At 47.3% G+C, this 22219-nt stretch carries 26 protein-coding genes and 3 pseudogenes; 8 read left to right on the forward strand and 21 right to left on the reverse strand.

The window, feature by feature from the left end:
• Nucleotides 1–1125: 1125 nt before the first annotated feature.
• From P378_RS09205 to P378_RS09225, 5 genes and pseudogenes are all read left to right on the forward strand, one after another.
• Complete coding sequence (locus P378_RS09205) at nucleotides 1126–1503, forward strand: MerR family DNA-binding transcriptional regulator (RefSeq protein ID WP_099083036.1); 378 nt, start codon at nucleotides 1126–1128, stop codon at nucleotides 1501–1503.
• Nucleotides 1472–2927, forward strand: a pseudogene (locus P378_RS23530) (IS200/IS605 family accessory protein TnpB-related protein). Before P378_RS09205 ends, P378_RS23530 begins: the two are co-directional and overlap by 32 nt.
• 271 nt (nucleotides 2928–3198) lie before the next feature.
• On the forward strand, nucleotides 3199–4014 hold the full coding sequence (gene motA / locus P378_RS09215) for a flagellar motor stator protein MotA (protein WP_099083037.1): 816 nt from the start codon (nucleotides 3199–3201) through the stop codon (nucleotides 4012–4014).
• On the forward strand, nucleotides 4004–4717 hold the full coding sequence (locus P378_RS09220) for a flagellar motor protein MotB (RefSeq protein WP_099083038.1): 714 nt from the start codon (nucleotides 4004–4006) through the stop codon (nucleotides 4715–4717). The genes motA and P378_RS09220 overlap by 11 nt, the downstream gene beginning before the upstream one ends.
• A 689-nt stretch (nucleotides 4718–5406) precedes the next feature.
• Nucleotides 5407–5799 carry a DsrE family protein gene (locus tag P378_RS09225; RefSeq protein WP_099083039.1) on the forward strand — a complete coding sequence of 131 codons (393 nt, stop codon included), beginning with the start codon at nucleotides 5407–5409 and terminating at the stop codon, nucleotides 5797–5799.
• 257 nt (nucleotides 5800–6056) lie between these two features.
• Here the strand turns inward: P378_RS09225 and P378_RS21505 are convergent, their stop codons facing one another.
• The 14 genes and pseudogenes from P378_RS21505 to P378_RS09275 form a co-directional block, all read right to left on the reverse strand.
• Complete coding sequence (locus P378_RS21505) at nucleotides 6057–6332, reverse strand: hypothetical protein (protein WP_238473073.1); 276 nt, start codon at nucleotides 6330–6332, stop codon at nucleotides 6057–6059.
• Between the two features lie 156 nt (nucleotides 6333–6488).
• Nucleotides 6489–6859 (reverse strand): annotated as a pseudogene (locus tag P378_RS09235) (methyltransferase domain-containing protein); the annotation flags it as partial.
• Nucleotides 6846–7454, reverse strand: a complete 609-nt coding sequence (locus P378_RS09240; protein ID WP_338013893.1) for an alpha/beta fold hydrolase — start codon at nucleotides 7452–7454, stop codon at nucleotides 6846–6848. The gene P378_RS09240 and the pseudogene P378_RS09235, both read right to left, overlap by 14 nt.
• Nucleotides 7430–7606 carry a hypothetical protein gene (locus P378_RS19510; protein WP_180261044.1) on the reverse strand — a complete coding sequence of 59 codons (177 nt, stop codon included), beginning with the start codon at nucleotides 7604–7606 and terminating at the stop codon, nucleotides 7430–7432. Before P378_RS19510 ends, P378_RS09240 begins: the two co-directional genes overlap by 25 nt.
• An 11-nt stretch (nucleotides 7607–7617) precedes the next feature.
• Nucleotides 7618–8037 carry an aminotransferase class I/II-fold pyridoxal phosphate-dependent enzyme gene (locus P378_RS22885; RefSeq protein ID WP_274378674.1) on the reverse strand — a complete coding sequence of 140 codons (420 nt, stop codon included), beginning with the start codon at nucleotides 8035–8037 and terminating at the stop codon, nucleotides 7618–7620.
• Between the two features lie 11 nt (nucleotides 8038–8048).
• Nucleotides 8049–8798 (reverse strand): aminotransferase class I/II-fold pyridoxal phosphate-dependent enzyme, encoded by a 750-nt coding sequence (locus P378_RS22890; RefSeq protein ID WP_207654016.1) that lies wholly within the window; start codon nucleotides 8796–8798, stop codon nucleotides 8049–8051.
• A 138-nt stretch (nucleotides 8799–8936) separates the two neighbouring features.
• A complete protein-coding gene (locus tag P378_RS09250; protein ID WP_274378675.1) occupies nucleotides 8937–9932 on the reverse strand; it encodes an aminotransferase family protein in 996 nt (331 codons plus the stop codon).
• A 47-nt stretch (nucleotides 9933–9979) separates the two neighbouring features.
• A pseudogene (locus P378_RS22895) lies at nucleotides 9980–10336 on the reverse strand (aminotransferase class III-fold pyridoxal phosphate-dependent enzyme); the annotation flags it as partial.
• Nucleotides 10290–11048, reverse strand: coding sequence for a dethiobiotin synthase (bioD, locus tag P378_RS09255; RefSeq protein ID WP_143338446.1), 759 nt, complete (start codon nucleotides 11046–11048; stop codon nucleotides 10290–10292). The pseudogene P378_RS22895 and the gene bioD, both read right to left, overlap by 47 nt.
• A gap of 427 nt (nucleotides 11049–11475) precedes the next feature.
• A complete protein-coding gene (locus P378_RS22900) occupies nucleotides 11476–11610 on the reverse strand; it encodes a hypothetical protein (protein WP_274378676.1) in 135 nt (44 codons plus the stop codon).
• Nucleotides 11611–11683: 73 nt separating this feature from the next.
• Nucleotides 11684–11881 carry a hypothetical protein gene (locus tag P378_RS09260; protein ID WP_099083044.1) on the reverse strand — a complete coding sequence of 66 codons (198 nt, stop codon included), beginning with the start codon at nucleotides 11879–11881 and terminating at the stop codon, nucleotides 11684–11686.
• A gap of 78 nt (nucleotides 11882–11959) precedes the next feature.
• Nucleotides 11960–13105: an FUSC family protein gene (locus P378_RS09265; RefSeq protein WP_099083045.1), complete on the reverse strand. Its 1146-nt coding sequence runs from the start codon at nucleotides 13103–13105 to the stop codon at nucleotides 11960–11962.
• 103 nt (nucleotides 13106–13208) lie between these two features.
• Nucleotides 13209–14459 carry a BaiN/RdsA family NAD(P)/FAD-dependent oxidoreductase gene (locus tag P378_RS09270; RefSeq protein ID WP_099083046.1) on the reverse strand — a complete coding sequence of 417 codons (1251 nt, stop codon included), beginning with the start codon at nucleotides 14457–14459 and terminating at the stop codon, nucleotides 13209–13211.
• Nucleotides 14452–16065, reverse strand: a complete 1614-nt coding sequence (locus tag P378_RS09275; protein ID WP_099083047.1) for an NAD(P)/FAD-dependent oxidoreductase — start codon at nucleotides 16063–16065, stop codon at nucleotides 14452–14454. The genes P378_RS09270 and P378_RS09275 overlap by 8 nt, the downstream gene beginning before the upstream one ends.
• A gap of 281 nt (nucleotides 16066–16346) precedes the next feature.
• On the opposite strand from P378_RS09275, the gene P378_RS19515 reads away from it, so the two are divergent.
• Nucleotides 16347–16517, forward strand: coding sequence for a hypothetical protein (locus P378_RS19515; protein ID WP_180261042.1), 171 nt, complete (start codon nucleotides 16347–16349; stop codon nucleotides 16515–16517).
• Nucleotides 16518–16717: 200 nt separating this feature from the next.
• Complete coding sequence (locus P378_RS09280; RefSeq protein ID WP_420795989.1) at nucleotides 16718–17002, forward strand: GIY-YIG nuclease family protein; 285 nt, start codon at nucleotides 16718–16720, stop codon at nucleotides 17000–17002.
• Between the two features lie 26 nt (nucleotides 17003–17028).
• On the opposite strand, the gene P378_RS21515 is transcribed toward P378_RS09280, so the two are convergent.
• Genes P378_RS21515 through P378_RS09290 form a run of 3 tightly spaced genes read right to left on the reverse strand, consistent with a single transcriptional unit; the run spans nucleotide 17029 to nucleotide 18449 of the window.
• Nucleotides 17029–17352 carry an MBL fold metallo-hydrolase gene (locus P378_RS21515; RefSeq protein ID WP_238473074.1) on the reverse strand — a complete coding sequence of 108 codons (324 nt, stop codon included), beginning with the start codon at nucleotides 17350–17352 and terminating at the stop codon, nucleotides 17029–17031.
• A 47-nt stretch (nucleotides 17353–17399) separates the two neighbouring features.
• On the reverse strand, nucleotides 17400–17864 hold the full coding sequence (locus P378_RS21520; protein ID WP_238473075.1) for an MBL fold metallo-hydrolase: 465 nt from the start codon (nucleotides 17862–17864) through the stop codon (nucleotides 17400–17402).
• Nucleotides 17865–17921: 57 nt separating this feature from the next.
• Nucleotides 17922–18449 carry a class I SAM-dependent methyltransferase gene (locus P378_RS09290; RefSeq protein ID WP_238473076.1) on the reverse strand — a complete coding sequence of 176 codons (528 nt, stop codon included), beginning with the start codon at nucleotides 18447–18449 and terminating at the stop codon, nucleotides 17922–17924.
• Nucleotides 18450–18755: 306 nt separating this feature from the next.
• On the opposite strand from P378_RS09290, the gene P378_RS22905 reads away from it, so the two are divergent.
• Complete coding sequence (locus P378_RS22905; protein ID WP_274378677.1) at nucleotides 18756–18890, forward strand: hypothetical protein; 135 nt, start codon at nucleotides 18756–18758, stop codon at nucleotides 18888–18890.
• Here P378_RS22905 and P378_RS09295 read toward each other — a convergent pair.
• From P378_RS09295 to P378_RS09305, 4 genes are all read right to left on the reverse strand, one after another.
• Entirely contained in the window at nucleotides 18885–19616 is a 732-nt protein-coding gene (locus P378_RS09295) for a nitroreductase family protein (protein ID WP_238473077.1), read from the reverse strand. The genes P378_RS22905 and P378_RS09295 overlap by 6 nt on opposite strands.
• A gap of 137 nt (nucleotides 19617–19753) precedes the next feature.
• Nucleotides 19754–20101: an MFS transporter gene (locus tag P378_RS21525; RefSeq protein ID WP_274378686.1), complete on the reverse strand. Its 348-nt coding sequence runs from the start codon at nucleotides 20099–20101 to the stop codon at nucleotides 19754–19756.
• A gap of 348 nt (nucleotides 20102–20449) precedes the next feature.
• A complete protein-coding gene (locus tag P378_RS21530; RefSeq protein WP_238473079.1) occupies nucleotides 20450–20929 on the reverse strand; it encodes an MFS transporter in 480 nt (159 codons plus the stop codon).
• Nucleotides 20930–21090: 161 nt separating this feature from the next.
• Nucleotides 21091–22182 carry an MFS transporter gene (locus P378_RS09305; protein WP_099083048.1) on the reverse strand — a complete coding sequence of 364 codons (1092 nt, stop codon included), beginning with the start codon at nucleotides 22180–22182 and terminating at the stop codon, nucleotides 21091–21093.
• Between the last annotated feature and the right edge of the window lie 37 nt (nucleotides 22183–22219).

Below are 22219 nucleotides of genomic sequence, written 5' to 3' on the forward strand. Positions count from 1 at the left end.
GCCTACCTTTACAGATAAACCGCCGTCTACCTTTCGGTATCCGTCCTGCCCGGGAAGGGTGTTACCCTTGCCTCGATCGTTCACTTATGACAGCAGCCTTTCACAACGTGTACTGCTGCCATACCGCAAACTTATGAGAATAGGAGTTACCCTACACCTAACAGTTCTTTCCGGTGAACATGCCAGAAACTCAGGCTGTTCACTCCCTTCATTTTTAGTTGCTTTATGACTGTTTTCTTTATGGAAGCCCATTGCTTCCATAAAAAGCTGTATCTATCCGGCTGGCCGGAATGCAACTAAAACACGAGTAAAAAACGGTATTATCAGCGCTTTCATTTTTGATAAACATATATGCAACCGTTGCAATGTCCTTTACAGCGGCAGTTGTTAACCTAAAACAAATCTTCACGATAACCAGGGGGGACGTGTGTCTATTATCAATGCTTCAGGCCGCGTTATCAAATTGATAAGGGGAAATTAGTAAAACAATTAAACAAATTTACGCAGGGAAAGCAAGATGTTTACAGGAAAGTTAGGACGACCATTATCTAAACAATAAAGAACCGCAAACGGCTTCTCATCTATTTTGCAAAATACATGCTCATAGAAAATGGGTGACTATGTATTCTGCAGCCTCTGCAATGTTTTTGTATTCATAGTTGAGCAACTATTGAAAAGTTGCTCTTGTAAATGGTCTTTGTTTTCCCGGAACATCTGAGATCCCCCTAATATAGAATTATATCTTTCAATCGTCTAATTTCTTCTTATCTCTTACCAATCATAAATTATTATCTTCATGAAGGAATTTTTTATAAGTGTAAAGAGTTAATAAATCAGAAAAAAATTTGTAAAATTTTTAGGATTAACAGGTTTTTAGGGGTGCTTGTCGTATTTTGTTATTTCAAGATCAATTTTACAAGGCAGGAAATTTTATACGCACCGGTACAAAGTTAGATCCGGAATTGTTAAAGTCGCGGCAAGAATATTAACCGTATGAGTAGAATATGTTATGTTTTATGAGGTAAGTAACAGTTACAGATTAATTAAACAAAAGTAAATAAAAAACAATAATCCATTGACATCGAACAAATGTTCTAATTAAAATAATGGTACGAGGTGGTGTCAATGGAAAAGATGCTAACATCTCATCAGGTAGCAAAGCTATTAAACGTATGGCCTCACACGTTGCGCCGCTGGGAAAGAGAAGGGAAATTAAAACCACTGCGCACACCCGGCGGTCACAGGCGTTATAAAGAATCGCAGATAATGACTTTGATTGGTGAAGAGATAACTGAAAGAAGAACAAAGCAATGCGCTGTTTATGCCCGTGTATCCACTGCAAAACAAGCCGAAGCCGGAAATTTACAGCGGCAAAAAGAGCGGTTAATAACTTATGCGGTAGAAAACGGGAAACGTGGCGGCAGAGTGGACAAAAAGCTGGTGCAGGTCATTGAAAGCGAGGTGGTTGCCGGTGAAAATGACGGCGATGGGAGTAATCCTTGAACTCACCGAAACCCAACAAACCTACCTCGATAATCTCATGGCCCGTTACTGTGCGGCAGTCAGGTGGAGCTTTAAAAGATTGCTGGAAGGCAAAGGAGTCCAGGACATCCGTCAAAGCGTACAGGTCAAGTTTAACTTCAACTCCCGCCAGGCCAACGATGCAGTATACGATGCCCAAAGCACCATCAAAAGCCAACATGAATTGGTAAAGTTACACTGCGAAAATGCCCGGGCCAAAGTAGAGTTTACCCAAAAGCGAATAGCCAAAGCCAAATCGTCCAAAAAAAAAGCCAACCTGCAAAAACGGCTGGAGAAAGAACAAAGAAAGCTGTCTTATTGGCAAAAACACCTGGAGGGCAAGACCTTTCCGGCAGTTGTTTTCGGTGGAAAGAAACTTTTTCAGGAAAGGTGTAAAGGCAATATCACCCGGGAAGAGTGGCAGGAAGCCAGAAGTAACCGTTACCTGTCCCGGGGAGACAAGACCAAGGGCGGCAACCTGAACACACGCCTGTACGAGATGAACGGACAAATCTACCTGGATATAGCCGCCGAGCCAACTGGAACAGGCCGCTATAAGCGTATCACCGTTCCGGTTTACCTGGCCCATATAAAATCAAAAAAGACAGGTAAAATCAACGGTCGAAACTACCGGCAGATGGTTTTGGATTACCTCAAAACAGGTACCGCCTACCAAGTAGAAATAATCCGTAAGGACGTCAGGTACTATATCCATATCACCATCGAAGAAGATGTTCCGGTTCCCTATCATGCCTATGGCGCTGTTGGGTAGATACCAACCCTGACGGTTTAGGAATTACACTAACAGACTACTTGGGACAGTACCGTGGCAGTCAGTGGTTAGGCCGGGGTGAATGGACTTATGCCGGAAGCAACCGCAGGAATAACCTTATTGGTGAAACGGCAAAGAAGGTAGTAACTCTGGCAAAAGAAACAGGCAGCACCCTGGCAGTAGAGGATTTGAAATTTAAAAACGACAAGTCCGTGACGGCTAAGTTTAACCGTATGAGCCATGGTTTTGTCTGGTCAAAGTTTCTGGCATATATTGACCGGTATGCTGCCCGTGAGGGTGTGCCGGTGATCAAGGTAAAACCGGCCTTTACATCGGTCATAGGCATTCTAAAGTACCAGCACATGTACGGCATATCTAATCACGAATCAGCAGGTTATGTTATAGCAAGACGTAGTTTGGGCTTCACACATGAGAAAATACCCAAAGTATTGCTTGATAAACTGATCAAAAAAAATCTGAATTCAAGCAAATGGCTAATTGGAAACAATGGTCAGCAGTTAAAAAGGTTGTATTGGCTAAGATTAACAAACTAACGAAAAGGAAGGTGAGAAGCCTGGTTTCATGGCAGGTTCACCGGGAAAATGTGCTGGGGGTTAAAACCTTGAGCCTTTAGATTTTGCGGGTGGCACGGTACACGTTGTGAAAGGCCGTTGTCACAAGTCAGAACCCAGGTGGAGGCAACACCTTCTCCGGGCAGTACGTTTGCTTTAGGCAGCGGCGGGGAACCCTGCGGGGTGATCCACCCGGAACATAAGTGAGAGCTTATGGCCCAGCAGTTGAATCCTGTGATACTGCCTCTCGTTAGTCGGCGGGAGAGAAACCTAAATAAATCTAGATTATCCTGTATAAATCAGATATGTTTAGCTTTCAGAAACCAGGGTAAGATGGAAAAATCTACTTTCATTGGATTGTTTCTCGGAGTTTTTGCCATTGGACTGGGTATGGTCTTTAAAGGGGCAAGCCTTACGGCTTTATGGAATCCCGCTGCCTTTCTCATTATTTTTGTAGGTACTGCGGCATCCCTTTGTATGGCATTTCCTATGGCTGAACTGAAAAAATTTCCCAAGCTGATAAAAATTGTGATGAAAGAACAAAAATTAATTCCTAAACGTGAATTAGTGAATATATTCGCCAATCTGGCTATGGTGGCCAGGAGGGAAGGACTGTTGTCCCTGGAAAGCCAGTTGGAAAGTATCGATGACCCTTTTCTGAGAAACGGTATGCAAATGATTATTGATGGAAGTGATCCTGAATTTGTGCGGTCTGTCATGACGGAAGAGATTTATGCCATTGAAGAACGGCACAGGGCCGGGGCCTTAATTTTTAGTCAGGCCGGCTCATATGCTCCGACTCTCGGGGTGCTGGGAGCGGTTATTGGGTTAGTTGCGGCCCTGGGCAACTTGAGTGATATTGAAAAGCTTGGCCATTCCATAGCGGCGGCTTTTGTGGCCACCCTGTTGGGTATTTTTACCGGTTATGTTCTCTGGCATCCCATTGCGAATAAATTAAAAAGACTTTCCAAAAAGGAAATTGAGCTTAAACAAATGATTGTGGAAGGTGTGCTGGCCATACAGGAGGGCAGGTCGCCCATGATTCTTGAACAAAAGTTGCTTGTTTACTTGTCCCAAACGGAAAGAGCCAAGCAAAATCAACCTGAAAGCGTTACTTCCCAAAAGGAGCTAGCAGCCGATGTCAAGTAAACGCAGGGAACAACACGAAGAACATATGGATGAGACCTGGCTTATCCCCTATGCCGACCTTTTAACCTTGCTTCTGGCTTTGTTTATTGTACTGTTTGCTTCCAGTACAATTGATGCCCAGAAATTTAACTCCTTGAAAGAGTCTTTAAATGCGGCCTTTCACAGCGGCACGGGCATTATGGAGTCACAGTCCGTCACCGACCAGTTAATTGAGAAAACTCAGGTTCAAACAGAGACCCTGGTGGATTTGCAGCGTTTAAAAAAGCAAATGGACCAGTACATCCATGAGAATAACCTGTCTTCGGAATTAAAAACATCTATAATAAAAGACAGTCTGATTATTACCATCCGGGATCACGCTTTATTTGATTCCGGCAGTGCTGCTGTTAAACCGCAAGCAAGAAAGATCATCCTTTCGATGGCGGATATCCTGATCCGGTATCCCCAATATGAGGTTCTTGTAGCAGGACATACCGATAATCAACCGATTCATACAAAAGAATTTGAATCAAACTGGGATCTCAGTTCAGAACGGGCATTAAACTGTATGAAAATCCTTTTGTCAACCTCCCGTTTAGACCCCAGGAGGTTTAGTGCTATTGGTTACGGCGAATACAGGCCCATCGCATCAAATGAGACAGAAGAGGGCCGGGCTAAAAATCGCCGTGTGGAGGTAACCATCAAGCAAAAAATTGTTCCCTAAAGAATTATAGAACTTGCAGACAATCAATATCCAGGTATGCTAACACCCGCTGTGTTTTTATCCGTTCTTGTTAATTACAGGAAAGTAGATTAAACAGTTGCTGTAAGCCGTTTTTACTGGTGGCCACGAAAGAAATAACCGGTAATCCCAGCATCCACCACGTTGACCACCAGATCAGGTCTTCTGTATCCCTTGTGCTTACAAAGGACGGTTCCGGTATTGGTGCTGCTATCGCTGCAGCCATATGTGTAAGTAAACAGTAGGTTTACTGCAAGTCTTGCAATAGCAAATTATTTCATTAACGTTGCATAAATAAATTTTTGTTTTGTAAACCTGAGGAGGTTTTTGTTATTTTGTACTTTTAAAGACAGAGTTTCACACCTGAGAGTTTTGCAGATCACACTTTTGAGTCGGTCCCTCTTGACCAGGTCAAGTTAAGTCAGTATAATTGTATAACATAAGTTTACGGAAAATAATGGAGCCATTTTTAAATTACTTATTTAACCAAATTTTTTAGGCTCAGGCTATTTCAGTCGGAAGCAGAGCCAGTAGTGAAAAGTACCTTGACATGTATAATTACATGCAACTGCAATGGCAAGAAGAACAGAAGTAGATCCGTGTCCTTTTAAGGTAACGCCAATTCGCTAGTTGTCTTCTTGTTATTAAATTTAACGATTGAAGGTGTTAGAATGAATACTTTAAAAGTCCTGTTCCACGTTAACGAATCTACCAGATGGCAAATGGTTCTCGTGAACATCACTAATTTTTTGAATGATGTTGGACAAGGCAGTGCCGATATCGAAGTATTGGCCAACGGCGAGGCGGTTTCTGTTTTGGGGAATAGGTGTCTCCTGGCGGAAGATGGCGGTCAGAAGGCAAGCTGTGGGATAGGTAATGGATCGTTGTTGGACCAAATGAAAAAGTTATCGGAGGCGGGAGCAAACTTTGTAGTCTGTCGGAACGCTCTCAAAAGTCATTCTATCGTCGAGGAAAATCTCCCAGACTTTATAACAGTTGTGCCGGCTGGCATAACGGAAATCGTCAGAAAACAAACTCAAGGTTATGCCTACATCAAGCCCTAATGCCAGACTGTAGGAAGTTCTTGTTCGAAGACGGGCAACCTCTTCTTATCGTTAATGGTAATGTCATCCCACTTAAACCTAAAACTTTATCCCGTTCAGCATGGGGCGGTAGCCGAACTCCGCCCCGTTCACTTTCAAAATCATCTTCTATGCTCACTAGTAAAGAAGGTAAATCCATTAAGGAAGTTACCATTAGCCAAATTTCATCCTTCTGGTGGTGCTGCGTTAGCGGCATGTGTTGTCTAGATGTAAACTTCTCAATTAGTTTGCCGACTCTTCTGGGCAAATCCGTATAGAACCTGATAAGTTATATAAACCCCTTTTCCCTCACGATACCGGGAATTTAAAAAAACAGCCAATTTAAAAATATCTCCTCCCTTTAGGCAAAAACCCCGGGCACTAAAACAATGACTTTGGGCACCGATTTTTTTGATTCCAACCAGTAATTCCCTGGCTGACGCGTGATAATCTTTTAAAAGCTGCTCCTCAACTGTCCACTTGGCAAATCCGCAGGTTTTTAAAATTTGCCCCAATTCCCCGGCATTTATTAAGGCTTCTTTGGGAGATTCCAATCCCAGGAAAGAAAGAGCCTGACCAAGCTCCCTGAAGGTCTGCTCCCCAAGGGTACTAAAAATAAAGCAACCATCTTCTTTGAGGTTTTTATGATAAAGGGCAAAGGGTTGAAAATAATTATTAAACCATTGGAAAACCGCATTGGAGACAATCAAGTCAAAGGAACCATTAATACGTAGATTTTCGCCGTCCTCTACCAGGTAAGTTATGTTAGAGTACGATGATAATTTTTTTTGGCCACCTTAATCATCCGGGGGGATATATCTAAGGCTAGAATATTGGCTCGAGGGAATTCCCTGGCCAAAAGTTCGGTCAGAAAACCAGTCCCGCAACCTATTTCTAAGATTTCCCTAAATTCTTTTCCCACTGCCGTTATTTTATTGCTGAGTTCCTGGGCCATTTTTTTCTGAACTTTGGCGTATTGGTCATAGGTTGACGCACCCCTGCAAAAATTCTTCCTAATTTGTTCTTTTTCAATGAAGGTCATCAAGCCACCTCCTAACTATTTCATTGAAAACCTCTGCCTTGCTTAAGAATGGTACATGGCCACATCCCGGCAACATTTGAAGTTGGGAGTTCTTTAGTTGAGCATGGAGGTAGCAAGCCGCTGCAGGAGGACAAATCTCATCTCTATCTCCGTGAATAATCAAGGACGGCACCTTAATTTTCCCGAGCTTCTCCCGGAGATCCTGATTAATCAAAAAATCAAGACCCGCTGCCAATTCTTTTTCTGACCAGTTTTGTCCCGGGGACAAATATCCTTTTTGAAATTGTTCCATAATCCCTTCCTCCCGCTCTTGGGAGGTAAACATCAAAGAAAAGAACTTCTCCAAAGTCTGACCGGGATTTCTGGTCAGGCTTTTTTTCATCCTTTCCACCAAGACCCTTGGCAAACCGCCATGGTAATCCGGAGCCTGAGTAAACCTGCTGGTTCCCCCTATTAGAACGAGGCCTTTTATTTTTTCAGGCATTAGCAGAGCCAATTCCAGAGCAACCAAAGCCCCCAATGACCATCCTGTTAATACCATTGGGTCTTCGGTTTCCCGGTTTATTGCTTTTAAGGCATTAAGCCATATAAAGATGGTCCTTGGCCATCCCTGGAAGCTTCCTCAACCCCTGAGTGGTAGCTGACCATGATAGCCCTATCTGCAGAAAAATACTTTTCCTGTAAAAACCAAACTCCCGGCCCCAAAGCCCATCCGGACAAAAAAATTACAGCAGGTTTTCTTTTCATAAATGTCTCCCTTAAATAATCCTTAATTGACGACCTACCTGCACCAGTTTTGTTAAGGCCATTTCCAGGTCATCATCCCGTACAGTAGCCATGAGGGTAACCCGCAACCTCGCTGTATTAACGGGTACAGTAGGAGGTCTGATGGCGGATACCAGCAGGTTTTCTTCATAAAGCCGGTGGCTGAATTCCAGAGTTTTTTGAACTGGCCCGATTAGTATAGGTATAATTTGGCTTTGGCTGTCCAGTGTATTGAAACCCTTCTCCTTTAGCGCTTTTCGGAGGATGGCAGCTTTGGTCAGGACCCTCTCCCGCCTCCACGGTTCATCCCGGATAATCCTTAATGCTGCCAAAAGGCCGCCAATAACTGCAGGGGGCAGGGCGGTAGTATAAATCAAAGTCCTGCTTTTATTCCTTAAATAATCAATGAGCACCCGACTACCCGCTACATAGGCCCCGGCTCCGCCAAAGGCCTTACTGAGGTACCCATGTTAATATCTATAGCTTCCGATACTCCGGCTGCTTCTGCCAAACCCCTTCCTGAAGAACCAAAAACACCACCTCCATGGGCCTCATCCACCATCAACAGGGCTCCATATTGCTCTTTCAGTTGGACTATTTCTTTAAGGGGGGCTAGGTCACCGTCCATACTAAATACCGTATCGGTAATGATCAGTTTCCTACGATACATACCACAGTTTTTTAGAATATTCTCTAAGGAAACTAAATCCCTGTGTTTATATCTCCGGTGTTCTGCCCTGCTCAGAATAATACCGTCAACAATACTGGCATGGTTGAGCTTATCACTGATGACTATGTCTTCCCGTCCCACTAGGACTGGGATTACACCCAGGTTGGCAGCATAACCGCTATTGAAAACTAGAGCCCCTTCTGTTCCTTTAAATAGAGCGATTTCTTTTTCCAATTGATCATAAAGTTCATAGTTACCCACTATAAGCCTTGACGCGGTAGCACCAAAACCATATACTTCCAAGGCAGCTGCAGCTGCCTCTTTGACCCTGGGATCATTGGCCAGGCCTAAGTAGTTGTTAGAGCAAAGGTTCAACAGTTTATTGCCCCCCAGGGTAATCCATTCTCCGGAGTGGGATTGAATAGTTTTAAATTGGCGAAAGAGTCCTTTTTCCTGGATTTCCAGTAATTCCTCCGCTAAAAAATTTATATTGGAATTGCCCATACTGGTTCATCACCAACCATAACTTCAATTATTTCAGATGCACTGTAAGTACAGTTGTGTTAACGTTTTATAGTTCTTTCTCCCGACTCCCCTATGTAATAATGGTACTTAAAATCACTCCGTTAAGCGGATTTAAATTTACCCTGTAACAAGACCTTTTCCTACAATATCTGCACAAACAGCTTTAATGGAAGTATAAGTTATATCCAAAACTTCCGTTAATTCTTCTTCGCTCATTGAAAGAATGGGCATCAAAACTATGACGTTCCCCAATGGCCTGGTAATAAGTCCTCTTTTTCTGGCTTCCAGGGTCACCCGGTGTCCGATATTCAGGGCAAAAGGGAATGGTTCTTTGGTAGCCTTGTTTTGTACCAGCTCTATCCCTATCATCATACCCTTCTGCCGAATTTCTCCTACCCAGGGTAAAGCATAAAAAGTTGCCAGCCCTTTGGTTAATAATTCAATTTTGGGCTGAAGGCCCGTAATGACTTGTTTTTTATCAAAAATTTCCAAATTGGCTAGAGCAGCAGCACCGGCTAAAGGATTGCCAGTATATGTATGTCCGTGATAAAAAGTCTTTTGCTCCTCGTGGGAGCCCAAAAAGGCCTCAAAAATTTCATCGGTGGTGAGGGTTGCTCCCAAAGGTAGGTATCCCCCAGTTATTCCTTTGGCCAGGCACATGATATCCGGAGCCACTCCTTCTTCTTCACAGGCAAACATTTTACCGGTGCGACCAAAGCCAACAGCTACCTCGTCAGCAATCATCAAAACATTATAGCTGGTACATATCTCTCTGACCCTTTTTAAGTAACCTGGTGGACTGGTAATCATGCCTGCTGCCCCCTGGACCAGTGGCTCGATAATGAGGGAAGCAATTTCCCTTCCCCTGGCGGCTAAAAGTTCTTCCAGTGGCTCCAGGCAGGCCATACCGCAAGAGCCCTTCTCCTTACCCATGGGACAGCGGTAACAATAGGGTGAAGGAACTTTATAACCATCAAAAAGAAGTGGTTTATATAAGCGATGAAAAAGATCAATACCTCCCACACTGACAGAACCAACGGTGTCGCCATGGTAAGAATTATCCAGATAGACAAATTTCTGTTTTTCCTTATTTCCCCCCCCCTGGCCTGGCACCAGTACTGGAATGCTATCTTGAGGGCGATTTCCACGGCTGTCGCCCCCGAATCGGAATAGAACACCTTGGTTAAACCTTGCGGCGTAATTTCCACCAGTTTCTTGGCCAACAGGATAGAGGGGACATTGGCTAAACCCAGTAGGGTAGAGTGGCTGATTTTATTCAGCTGGGCCTGGATTGCTTCGTTGATTTCCCGGCAACAGTGGCCGTGGGTAGTGACCCATAAAGAAGATATGCCGTCAAGGTATTTCCGTCCTTTAGTATCAAAGAGATAGCTCCCTTCTCCCCTTTCAATAATGGGCGTCTCTTCATTACGATATTGTTGCATCTGAGTAAAGGGGTGCCATACATATTCCTTATCCCAAATCTCCAAATTTTCCAAAGATTGCTTCCTCCAATCCATTGAAATTTAAAGAATCTTCCATGAGCTCAACCAGGTTACCAATCTTTCTTTTATCCACATCGATGGAGGGGGAGAAAGGGACTACCCCAAACAAAGGAACACCAGAAAGTTCTTTGATAACCCAAGGATTGAGATTCCCCACCTGGTCAGTTCCAGGACTTAGGCCATTAATAATTACCCCCAGAACAGGAATTCCCTGGGTCTGGGCATACCGGACAGTCAGGAGGGTATGATTAATGGTCCCTAGGGAACCACGCGCGACTACCAGTACCGGACAACCCAGCTCCCGGGCCAAGTCAGCCATAAAAAAATCCTTTAGGATGGGTACGCATAAACCTCCGGCCCCCTCCAAAATAACCAGGTCATAGCGAGGCAAGACCTCTGCAACTGCCTGGTATACCTTGGACAGTTCTATGGGGGTATATGTAAGGATGGAAGCCACGAAGGGCGCAGCAGGAGGTTCCAGGGCAACGGGATTTAAAACTTCCAGAGGCTCATCCTGCAATCCGATTTCTCTATAAAACATAGCATCTGGGGAAAAAAGAATTCCTTCACGCCTGGTGGCTCCCGTTTGAAAAGGCTTGATGGCCAAGGTCATATAACCTTTTTTCCTGAAAACAGCTAAAAGTCCGGCAGTGATCACGGTTTTTCCCACCCCCGTATCAGTGCCGGTGACAAAGATTAGCCTTTTCATAGGACGATTTCCCTTCAAAATTTCACCCCCCTTATTGTTAACCTGTATTTGTTCTATGGTTAACACTATTATACGGGGGGAGTTGTATATTTTCAACCTATTTTTGGCACTATGTGATGAGGCCAATAAACTTGCTTGTACGGCTCGGAGGTAAAAATATAAGCTTGTTATAATTTATCCTAATTGAGGAATGATTCTACTGCAAAAACCCCCGAAATTTCTGGAAACCCCACCCCCAAAAGTAGGAACTAAAGGCATGAATATCGAATTATATTAAAGAGATAAGAAGAAAATAGGGTCTAACCAAACACTTTTTGCAGTGGAATCTTATTTGAATAGGACTATTGTCTTATTTCATATTTGCTGCCGTATTCCCGGCAGAGCTACCCTACCATGTTAAATTTAAAGCAAGTAAAAAAGGGTGGCTTGCGGGCCACCCTTCCGGTTATTTCTTTGATTTTTTCTTGTTCTTCCTTGCCCTGTCCTCGCTTTTGACATCGATAACATCCCGCTGCCTGCCTGCTGTTTGGGAGGTTTCACCCTTTTTGGCAGCTACCAGCATGGTCCCACTCTTAAACAATAAATACAATACCCCCAACCAGGAAACAATGGCAGAATGGCCAGCATACTGACAAACCAGGTGGTTTGTTTTTTTATGCCGATGGCGTAGCAAACCACAGGGAAAGGGCCGCGATGGATAATCTCCACCCCAGAACAATATACTGCTGGGCCTGTTCCGTCAGCTTACCCTCACCCATCCAGGTAATGAGCCCATAGACTGCCGTGAAGGCCACAAAAATCAGGGTAAATGTAATCCGTTTTTTTCGAAGTTCTCCGGCTGTGATATCCAAGGGGCATTCACTCCAAACAGCATAGTTTTAGATTATTTTACCATTATAGCATACAACCTGCTCACCCGCCTCAATAATCTAACGATTATCCAGCCCTGTATCTAAGTTTTTCCTCATTTCCGAACGGGTCAAGTTCTGGTTCTCGTGAATAATATTCAGGTATTCCTTGGCTGCGCGGTTGGCGAATTTCAGGTTGTTGGCCACCACCGCCAGAAACATCAGGGCGTGCATGTAGTAGGCCCCGGTCAGTTTGGTATGCCACAAATCGATAAACTCACTCATTTCCTGCCAGTAGGCGTCATCCACCGGATAATGTTTGGCCGGCGCCCCTTCGAACAAAGCTTGCCGCAGTTCCCTGTTCAGCCGTTCAAAATCCCTGTTGGCATGCTGCAACATGGCCAGGATGGCCTGAAATTCCGGACCGATGGGTGGGTCTCCCAGCTGTTTCCGCCAGGCGATGCGGGCTACGGTGGTATCGTAAGTATCTTTGCACTTGTGGTAAAGGTTGGAGTTAAAGTCAATGTACCTTTCTAATAGCTGGTCCTGCCAGGGATAGGGAGTTTTATTCTCACCCAGCTGTTCTTTCCACAGTTCCAGATAAAGGCGGCTCTCATTTAATAGGTTTTTAACTTCATGCCGCCTTTGCCGGTACTCCTCATCGGGCATTAATCGTAATTGGATAAATCCGTCCGCCAGATTGCAGAAAAACTCCGCCGTTACATCATTCAACCGCTGTAAACCGGTGATCAAACGGTCCCGGTAACGAGGTGGAGCGACCAGGGCATTCACCATCAGCCCGACGCCCAATCCAAGGAAAATGACCAGGCTCCGGTAAAGTGCTTCGGAAAGAAAGGCTTCCTCCGGTGAGCTTAAAATGATCACCATGGGCACCAGGGCCATCACCACATCGCCAAAGCCCAGTTTCAATACCGTCCAAATCACCAGCGGCGTTGCCAACCCCATGGCCAGGGGACCGGGGGCCCAAAGATGACCGATTACCAGCGCTACGGCAACTCCCAGGATATGCACGTTAATTTGTTCGATAGCATTCCGCAGGGACCTGCTTAAGGAGGGCTGCACATTAATAATGGCTGTTACCGCCCCCACCACTGCGTTCAAGTTAAACACCTGGGCCAGGTAGACGGACAACATCACCGCCACGGCGGTCTTCATCATGCGGGCCCCAAAGGGCATCTTTAACCTTAATCTTTTTAGTCTGGGCATTCATCTCTCCTTTGATTGTCAACAACTCTAAACATACTCGTTCGAATAATTCACGCAGTCTAACCTCAACATCCTTCCTTCTCACATCTTACTTTCTCACACCTCACTTCTCAATAGTGGCTGCGCTTTCTCCCGCCACGTAGCCGGAGGACCAGGCCCACTGGAGGTTGTAGCCGCCACAGTCGCCGTCAATGTCCAGGATCTCCCCGGCAAAGAACAATCCCGGCACGATTTTGGATTCCATGGTCTGCGGGTTGATATCCCGCACATCAATGCCGCCGGCGGTCACCTGGGCAGCGGACCAGGGGTTGGTGCCCGTCACTCCAAAACGCCAGTCCTGTAAAATGTCAATAATCTTTTCCCGCTCCCGGGCGGTCACTTCGGCCACTTTTTTATGGATATCCTGGATGCCGGCCTGTTTTAGCAGCACCGGTACCAGCTGCTTGTTAATGAAACCCACAAAACTAAAGGCCAGGGTTTTGCCGGGATTGTCTTGAAAACGTTTCGTTACATAGGCTGCCAGTTCATCCCTGGAGTAGTGATTGATCATAATCACCCTGAGCCAGACCCTTTCTTTTTTCTGCAGCCAGTGAGCAGCGGTTCTGCTGAGATCAAAAATGGGCGGGCCGGATATGCCGTACTCGGTAAAAAGAATCTCTCCCCGGGCCCGGGCTACAGTCTTATCCTTGACAAGAATCTCTGCATCACCGTCGAACTTAATGCCTTTGATTGATTTCAAGAAGGGTTCCGCCAGTTTTAACTGCACCAGGGCCGGAAAGGGCTCCACCAGCCGGTGGCCCAGTTTTTGAGCAAGTTCATAGCCGCTGCCAGTGGACCCCAGGTTGGGAGCTGCTTTCCCACCGGTGGCCAGAATAACCCGCTGGCCAGAATACTGCCGGCCGCCTTTGACCAGGATTTCAAAACCCCTTGGGCCTTTCTTAATTTCCTTGACCTCCGCTTCGACGACGGTTTCCACTCCTAATTCCTCCAGCTCATGCCTGAGAACATCCAGTACACTGGAGGCCTGGTTGGAAAAGGGAAACACCTTTCCCCTCTCTTCAACTTTGTGGGAAATCCCCAGCCGCTCAAAAAATTCAATGGTCTGGCAATTATCAAATTTATTCAGGGCAGGATAAGCAAATTTGGGATGCGAGCCATGAAAATGGGACAGCTGCATATCGGTGTTGGTCAGGTTGCACCGGCCGTTGCCGGTGGCGAGAATTTTTTTGCCAACCCGCTGGTTTCTCTCCAAAAGGGTGACTTGCGCCCCGTGCCGCCTGGCCACGATGGCCGCCAGCAAACCTGCTGCCCCGCCGCCCACAACAATTACATCAGGTCCCTTTGCCTTAGACATAAGTTCCATCTCCCAGCGGTTTATACTTCGCAGCCACAGCCTCCGCCACCCGGATGCCGTCCACAGCCGCTGAAACGATCCCCCCGGCATATCCCGCCCCTTCACCGGCAGGGTAAAGGCCGGCAATGTTGGACTCCCGCTGCTCGTTTCGTTCAATGCGGACGGGAGAGGAACTCCTGGTTTCCACCCCGGTCAGCACGGCATCCGGCAGGGCAAAACCCTTTAGCTTTTTATCAAATTCCAGGATGGCTTCCTTTAGTGTTTCCACCACGTACCGGGGCAGGCAGTGTTTGAGCTCCGCCAGGGTGACCGCTTTACGGTAGGACGGTTGGACCTGGCCGATGGTCCGGGAAGGCCTGTCTGCGAGAAAATCACCCACCAACTGCGCCGGGGCGTGATAATTGCTGCCAGCCAGTTCATAGGCCTGCCTCTCCCATCGCCGCTGGAACTCAACGCCGGCCAGCGGGTGTTCACTGCCGAAATCAGCGGGAGTCACCCCCACCAGCAGGGCGCTGTTGGCATTGGCGGCATCCCGAGCATGCTCGCTCATCCCGTTGGTAACCACCCCGCCCTCTTCGGATGCTGCCGCCACCACCACACCACCGGGGCACATGCAAAAGGTGTAGGCGGACCGGCCGCTGGGTGAGTGGTACGATAATTTGTATTCAGCGGGCCCCAGCCTGGCATGACAGGCAAACTGCTTATACTGGGCCCGGTCGATGACAGACTGGGGATGCTCAATTCTTACACCGATGGAAAAGGCCTTAGGAGATAGTTTAACACCTCTGTCATAGAGCATTTTAAAGGTATCCCGGGCACTGTGACCAATGGCCAAAATCACCGCTTCAGTATCAATCTTTTCCTGGTCATTCACCACAACTCCGGTAACCGCCCCCTGCTCCAGTAAAATCTCCGTCACCTTGCTGTTAAAGCAAACTTCTCCTCCCAGGCTGATGATGTGCTGGCGGATGTTTTTCACCACATGCCGCAAAATGTCCGTTCCCACGTGGGGCTTGTGGGAATACAAGATTTCCGCCGGGGCGCCCGCCGCCACCATTTCTTCCAGCACTTTGCGGCACCTGAGGTCGCGGATCAGTGTAGTAAGTTTGCCGTCTGAAAAGGTGCCCGCTCCCCCTTCCCCAAACTGGACGTTGCACTCGGTATCCAGCCTGCCGGTGGCCCAGAAGGTTTTTACCGCCTCGGTTCTCCGGACCACATCGGCCCCACGTTCCAACAACAGGGGCCGGTATCCCATGACGGCTAAGATTAAACCGGCAAACAAACCGGCAGGGCCTGTGCCGATAATCACAGGCCGGTTCTTTAACGGCACCGCACCGGGTGTAATATACTCATAGGTAAGGTTGGGCGTGGGGGTAACATCTTTGTCTCCGGCAAATTTGCATAAAATTTTATCTTCATTGACCAAAACGGCATCCACCGTGTACACAAAACAAATCTTGTCTTTTTTTCTGGCATCAATGGAGCGTTTAAAAATGTTATATTCAATTAAATCCCTTTCTTTAATCCTCAGTTTTGCCAGTAAACCCTTCCTAATGTCCGCCTCGTCCTGATCCAGGGACAATTTGATTCCTGAGACTCTAATCATGCTGCCAATTCCTTTCCATAGAGCATCTACCATAATTTTACACCAAACAGGCAAATACAATTCTCCAATGATAGTACTATTTTTCTAGGCTTCCCGGATTGTTCCTGCTAAATCTTAACAAACCTTTAAAACTCGGGATATCTGTAAATGAATTAGGATCTTTGCTATTATTTTTAGCATTAATAATCTATTTATCTAGAATGATCTTACAACTATGTTGTATTATAGTTAATTTTTGAATATAATTCATATATAGTTAGTTAATTAAGGAGGTGACTTAGGTGGAAAAGTTCTGTGAGAAAATTAACGAAGACATTACGATCGAACCGAAAATGGACTATGAGACCGGGCAAACGCAAGTTGGGTGGTTGTTCTTCAGCTGTTACAACTTCTATAGAAAGTGTAAAGGCGCCTGCCCTCAACAGGAGCACCTGATTAAAGATAGAAAATAAGTTTTTGCTGGTATTTTATTTAAGTTTCACGATAAAAACCAGGGTCACCGGCAGTCTCCCGCCAGACCCTGGTTTTTGTTTTCAATGTCTTAACAGCTTTAAAAAGGGTAATCGTCATTTATTGTACTAAATATACCCGGGCAGCTTACGATTTGGTAAAATCATACCATGACATGTTTCAGGAAAGGAGCGACCCCTGCTTGGTTGAGTCCCATTTAAATCCCGCTCATCAATATGTGGTCTACATGCTGGAATGCTCCGACGGGTGTCTTTATACCGGCATCACCAATCGGTTGGAGCGCCGGCTGGAAATGCACCGGCAGGGTAAGGCCAGCAAATTTACCCGGGGAAGGTTGCCGGTAAAGCTGGTCTATATGGAGGAAGGATATTCCAAGGGCCAGGCCCTGTCCCGGGAGAAGGAAATCAAAGGGATGCACAGGTCAGGTAAGCTGTTGTTAATTGAGAATTTTAAACCACAAACATAGGAGCCGCCCGGCAGGGCGGCTCTACCTCAAATGGTTAGCGTATTCCCCACATTGTTCAACACAAACCCATCCCCAAAGGCCTCTTGCAGCTTCATTTGAGCATGGAAACCCGTGCAATGGGAGACCGCCAGCTTCTCCACCTGCATCTCCTTTAATGCCTGAATGGTTACGTGCAGCCGCTCATCATTGGCCGCCACCAGATGGGTACCGCCCACCACCGCATAAATCGACGGGCTGCCCGTGACCTGTTGGGCGTACCGCAGAATATTGATCAGGCCCGAATGACTGCAGCCCACCACCACGACAATTCCCCTGGGGGTCCGAATAAAGAGGGCCTGGTCATCCAGCAACGGGTCGATGGCGACCTCTTCCCCTTTCTTTATCGCAAAGTGCGGGTTTAAACCCTCAAATCCGTCACCCTGGGCACCTGGCCGCAGAGAATAATCTCTTTGCTTAAATGTACCGGCCCGCTTTCTAAACGGAATTCCGCCCCCAGGGCGGCCAGTTCCTCTCTGGTGAAGGGAATCCCGTTGAGGCTTCGCTCCCCTGCCGGGTTCACCGAATATTTCTCATCAAAAATTCCCGGGTGTCCATAGACCGGTTTGGGTCCACTGAGGGCCAGAACTTTTTTCAGCCCGCCGGTATGGTCGTTATGCCCGTGGCTCAGGGCGATGGCGTTAATTTGAGTTAGGTCAACCTTTAAGGCTTTTACGTTATGATCAATGGCCAGCCCCTGACCCGTATCAAAGAGCAGCTTAAAACCGCCGCATTCAACCAATAACGATAACCCGTGTTCCGCCAGCAGGTGTCTTTTAGGGACCGTATTCTCGGTGATCACCGTAATTTTCAGGTTAGCGTCCATAGCGACCCCCCTTTTCTCTGCCTCCCTTTACCAGATAGGCAGCGTTGCTAAGTTCTGTCAATTCCAGACCGGCAAAGCCTGTTTTTCCATTTCCTGCAGTAATACTTCCGGCTTTAACCGGTGATCCAAAGGCGGCCCTATTTCCGTAAAGGTCTGATTCCATTCGACGATGCCAACTCTGCCGCCCGGGCGCAGAACCCGGCGGCATTCTTTCAGCATGCCCCCCAGGTCGGGGATTTCATGGGCCACCATAACCATCGTCAGACAGTCTACACTTTCTGCAGGCAAACTGATTCGGTCGGGCGGCGTCAAAACCCAGGCGATATTGTACAAGTTGTTTTGCCTGCTCCTGGCTAAAGCCTCCACCAGCATCGCCTCCTGAATATCCAAACCGAAAACAAAACCGCCGGAACCCACTCTTTGAGCTGCCGGCAAAGTGAGGTAACCAATACCGCAGCCCAGGTCTGAAACGATCTCTCCCTCTTGTATTTGCAGGAGTTCCATGATTTTACCGGGGGAAATAAACTCTTTTCTGCGCGGGTCATCTAATTTTGCCATTTTCCTGGCATCAAAAATATGTGCCACCGGGTCACCGCCCTTTCGTATTACTTGTAAAACTCTAAATATTTTTCTTGTTTTTTTAGGAACAAAGAATGCCGGAAATGGCTGCTCGGAAAGGACAAAACCTCTCCTCGGGTCCTTCGTCTTACACACGAAGCGCTTGTATTAAGCTGTATCTACTATAATAGCTCTTTTTTAGAGGCTTGTCATTATTTGTTAAAAAAGTTATTTGACGTCAGAAAGATGACATTATAATGTCTCCCCAATGACTTTTTTGTAATTTTCAAAACAGTAATATTATTTTAACAAGTTTCCAAGGAGGTTTCGCATATGAGATACCTGGCGGTTGTTAACCCACTGACCATGATGTTTGTGTACTTTGTGGTGGCCCCTGCTGTGAAAGGCTACAAAAAAGTAAAGTGCGCCATTAACCCCAACGCTCCGGAATGTGCATTGAACTCATAAAATAAGCGCTTCTTCACCGGAACCGCTGGCAAAATGCCAGCGGTTCCGGTTTTCTGTTTTAAAAACTGCCACCTCTTGTCCCTTTAAATAATCCCATTTTCCGCTCACTCCGGCAGCCATGGCCCCCAGTTCCAGGTGCATCATGGCAATGCCGCAGTCCAATCGTTTCGGGATATGATAGGAATCCTGCAGGGAATCCACGCTAACCGTAATTTGGTCCGGTTCAATCCTGAAGCGCCAGGGTTGTCGGTTGACCGCCGAAGGGGCTAGGCGGGCCGCCTGCAAGGCCGTTCTGACCCATCCGGGCCACTCACCGGGTGGTAATCCCCCGGTCAGTTCGGACAGTTCTTTCCTTTGCCTGCTCCTGGCCATGCCGGACAGCAATTTTTCTTCCAGAGTATAGCCCTGCTTGCTATATCCCAGCGGGGTTACTGCCAACACCTTCTCTCCGGGATCGATATGAATCCGCCGGGCCACTGCCTCAGGCCGGAAAAAGCCTCCCACCCAGCAGGTGGAAAGTCCCAAGAGGGTGGCCTCCAAAATAAATCCTTCTCCCAGGTAGCCAACCTTTTCCTTATAATTGGGAAAACCGATATCCCCGATAAAGGCGAGATAAGCCGGGGCCCCCTTAATCTTCCCGTAGGACCGATGGCCCCCTTGAAGATGGCCCCCGATGCATCCAGCACCAGTTCGGCTCTGGCCTCCGTAAATCTGAACTGCAGGCATAACCGGTCCAGCCTGGCAATTACGTCATCGGAAATAGGATCGGCTTTGAAACTCCTGCGGGAAACCCTGCCCTGAATTGCTTGATACCACTCCGGTTTCGGAAACAAGTGAATCACCCCATTAAAACAAAATCGCTGCTAGTTTGAGGACTGCTTTACTGCCGTATACTCCCCGGCATCCTTCAGATAAAACAGGATCAGGGGGATGACCATAATAAAACTGCAGGTGAGATACATATAAGACAGTCCCACCTGTTTGGAGAGAACCCCCAGGAAGATGGAACCCAGCCCGATTCCCAGGTCAAAGGCGCTGAAAATAGTGCCGTTGGCGGCTCCCCGGCGGAAGGGTTCCACCCGGTTGATGGCCATGGCCATGGCCGTGGGGTGAACAATGCCAAAACCCACACCCATGGCCACCGCGGATGCGGTAAACAAAGTATCTCCCCGGGCCATATACAGCAGAACAAAGGCCAGGGATATCGCCAGAAATCCAGCCCCATCATCTTCCCGGGGCCGTTCTTATCAAAGCTTTTACCTGCCCAGGGCCGTATCACAAGCAGTGTCAGGGCATAAACAAGAAAATAAATGCCGGGGTTGGCAATGCCAATTTTCTGCTCGTACAGAGTGATAAAGGAGACAATGCCCCCGTAGACCAGAGCGGTAAAAAACATAATAACGGAAAGGGAATACACCCTGGGCTCAAAAAAGCTGTTAAAGGTAAGTTTTCCCTTTATTTTCTCTCTAACTTCCTGCTGGTAAGAAATGCCCAGCGTCGCCATTAAAGCCGCCACGGCGATGACAAAGCCGGCCATAAAAAGGGTGCTGAAATCCGTCTCATGTAAAATAATCAATCCCAGGCTGGTCCCACGGCCATGGCCAGGTATTGGACAACCCGTAGTAGCCCATCCCCTCTCCCCTTCTGGCCGGAGGCACAATATCCGAAGCAACCGTGCCGGCTCCGGTGGTGGTAAAGCCCCAGGACAGGCCATGCAAAAAGCGTAACAGGAACAACAAAGTTAAGCTGGTGACAAAGGTGTAGGCCCCCATGGCCAGGCAGAAGGCAGCCAAGGCAGCAAACAACACTTTTTTACGGCCCACGGCATCCAGCATGTAGCCGGAAAGGGGGCGCACCATGACCGCTGTCAGGGAGAGCACACCGATGATGTAGCCCACATTGCTTTCATCCCCCCGCAGCACATCTGTCACAAATACCGGCAGGGTGGGCAGCAAAAAATAAAAACTGGTAAAGATCAGCAAATTGGCCAGGCAAATTAGAATAAAATCCTTCGTCCAGAGAGGTACTTTTTGCGTCATATTTATCTCTCCCTTTCAAATCCCAAAACTGTCTGCCTTTTAAAACATTTATCATCCGGATGCTTTACAAACTTCCTCCGCAGGCCCGGTGGGTATCTTTCTTAGGCTCTGTAAATATCTGGTGATGAGTATGGCAATGATCAAACAAACAGATGTCCCGGCTACAACCCCCTGCCACCCCCGGTGTACCCACAGGGTCCAAGGAGCGCACCGCCCACCCCTCCACCGATATAATACATAACTAAGTATAACCCCGATGCCCCGCATTTAGCTCCCCTGGCATTTATACTTACCCAGGAACTTGCCGCAGAATGACCGGCGAAGAAACCAAAGCAAAAGATGGTTAAACCGGTGATAAAAATGGTGATGTTGTCACTGAACGTCATGAAAAGCCCTACCATGGAAATCATTGCACTGGCCGCAATGGTGATAGGATTCCCCCACCGGCTGGACAGCGCGCCGGATAAGGTGGAACTGACGGTACCCGCTAAATAAGTAATAAAGATTAAACCGATGGCCTGGGTGGAAAGAGAATAGGGCGGTGCCGCCAGTAAAAAGCCAACATAATTGTAAACCCCCACAAAGCTGAACATAAGAAAAAAACCTATCAAATAACTGCCCCGCAAGGCAGGATTTCTCAAGTGGCCCATCATATCCCCGAGGCCGCGCCGGAGGCAAAAGGGGTGGGGTTGAAAATTCTTGGAAGGCGGCAGCAACGCCCAGAGTAACAGGCCCGCCACAAGATTACAGAACCCAAAGACCCAAAAGACCTCATGCCAGGAAAAATGATGGGCAATGGCGCCGCTGATGATCCTACCGAGCATTCCCCCAATGGAGTTGCCGCTGATGTAAAGTCCCATGGCCAGGGTCAACCTTTTCTTATCGATTTCCTCCCCGATATAAGCCATTGCCACCGACTGCAATCCACCCAGCAGCAACCCCTGGATAAACCTCATCAGTAAGATAAAGTAAAAATTTTCGGCAAAACCCGCAGCAAAGGTGGGAAGGGATGCAGCGATCAAGACGGCGGCCATTAAATTTTTGCGTCCCACGGCATCTGAAAGAGGTCCGTAATAAAATAACGACAGGGCGATGGCAAGGACAACCAGGGAGACGGACAAACTGGACACCGTGGGAGAAACACCGAAGTGCCGGGTAAAGGTCGGCAGCAGCGGCTGCGTGGCATAAATATCGGCAAAGGTCGCACAGGAACTGATAAACAGGGCAAATAAGGCCCTGGTAAAATGACTCATTGGCTCACCCCGTTATTCTCCTCCAACCGGACTTCTT

Source organism: Desulforamulus profundi (assembly GCF_002607855.1).

What these genes read in the sequence shown, in the direction of transcription:
- P378_RS09275 (WP_099083047.1), bottom strand. Translation starts at nt 16,065, where the DNA reads ATGATTAGAGTCTCAGGAATCAAATTGTCCCTGGATCAGGACGAGGCG.
- P378_RS09220 (WP_099083038.1), top strand. Translation starts at nt 4,004, where the DNA reads ATGTCAAGTAAACGCAGGGAACAACACGAAGAACATATGGATGAGACC.
- P378_RS21520 (WP_238473075.1), bottom strand. Translation starts at nt 17,864, where the DNA reads ATGGACGCTAACCTGAAAATTACGGTGATCACCGAGAATACGGTCCCT.
- P378_RS21530 (WP_238473079.1), bottom strand. Translation starts at nt 20,929, where the DNA reads ATGACGCAAAAAGTACCTCTCTGGACGAAGGATTTTATTCTAATTTGC.
- P378_RS22905 (WP_274378677.1), top strand. Translation starts at nt 18,756, where the DNA reads ATGAGATACCTGGCGGTTGTTAACCCACTGACCATGATGTTTGTGTAC.
- P378_RS09295 (WP_238473077.1), bottom strand. Translation starts at nt 19,616, where the DNA reads ATGCCTGCAGTTCAGATTTACGGAGGCCAGAGCCGAACTGGTGCTGGA.
- P378_RS22890 (WP_207654016.1), bottom strand. Translation starts at nt 8,798, where the DNA reads ATGGGCAATTCCAATATAAATTTTTTAGCGGAGGAATTACTGGAAATC.
- motA (WP_099083037.1), top strand. Translation starts at nt 3,199, where the DNA reads ATGGAAAAATCTACTTTCATTGGATTGTTTCTCGGAGTTTTTGCCATT.
- P378_RS09205 (WP_099083036.1), top strand. Translation starts at nt 1,126, where the DNA reads ATGGAAAAGATGCTAACATCTCATCAGGTAGCAAAGCTATTAAACGTA.
- P378_RS09225 (WP_099083039.1), top strand. Translation starts at nt 5,407, where the DNA reads ATGAATACTTTAAAAGTCCTGTTCCACGTTAACGAATCTACCAGATGG.
- P378_RS09265 (WP_099083045.1), bottom strand. Translation starts at nt 13,105, where the DNA reads ATGCCCAGACTAAAAAGATTAAGGTTAAAGATGCCCTTTGGGGCCCGC.
- P378_RS19510 (WP_180261044.1), bottom strand. Translation starts at nt 7,606, where the DNA reads ATGAAAAGAAAACCTGCTGTAATTTTTTTGTCCGGATGGGCTTTGGGG.
- P378_RS09305 (WP_099083048.1), bottom strand. Translation starts at nt 22,182, where the DNA reads ATGAGTCATTTTACCAGGGCCTTATTTGCCCTGTTTATCAGTTCCTGT.
- P378_RS09270 (WP_099083046.1), bottom strand. Translation starts at nt 14,459, where the DNA reads ATGTCTAAGGCAAAGGGACCTGATGTAATTGTTGTGGGCGGCGGGGCA.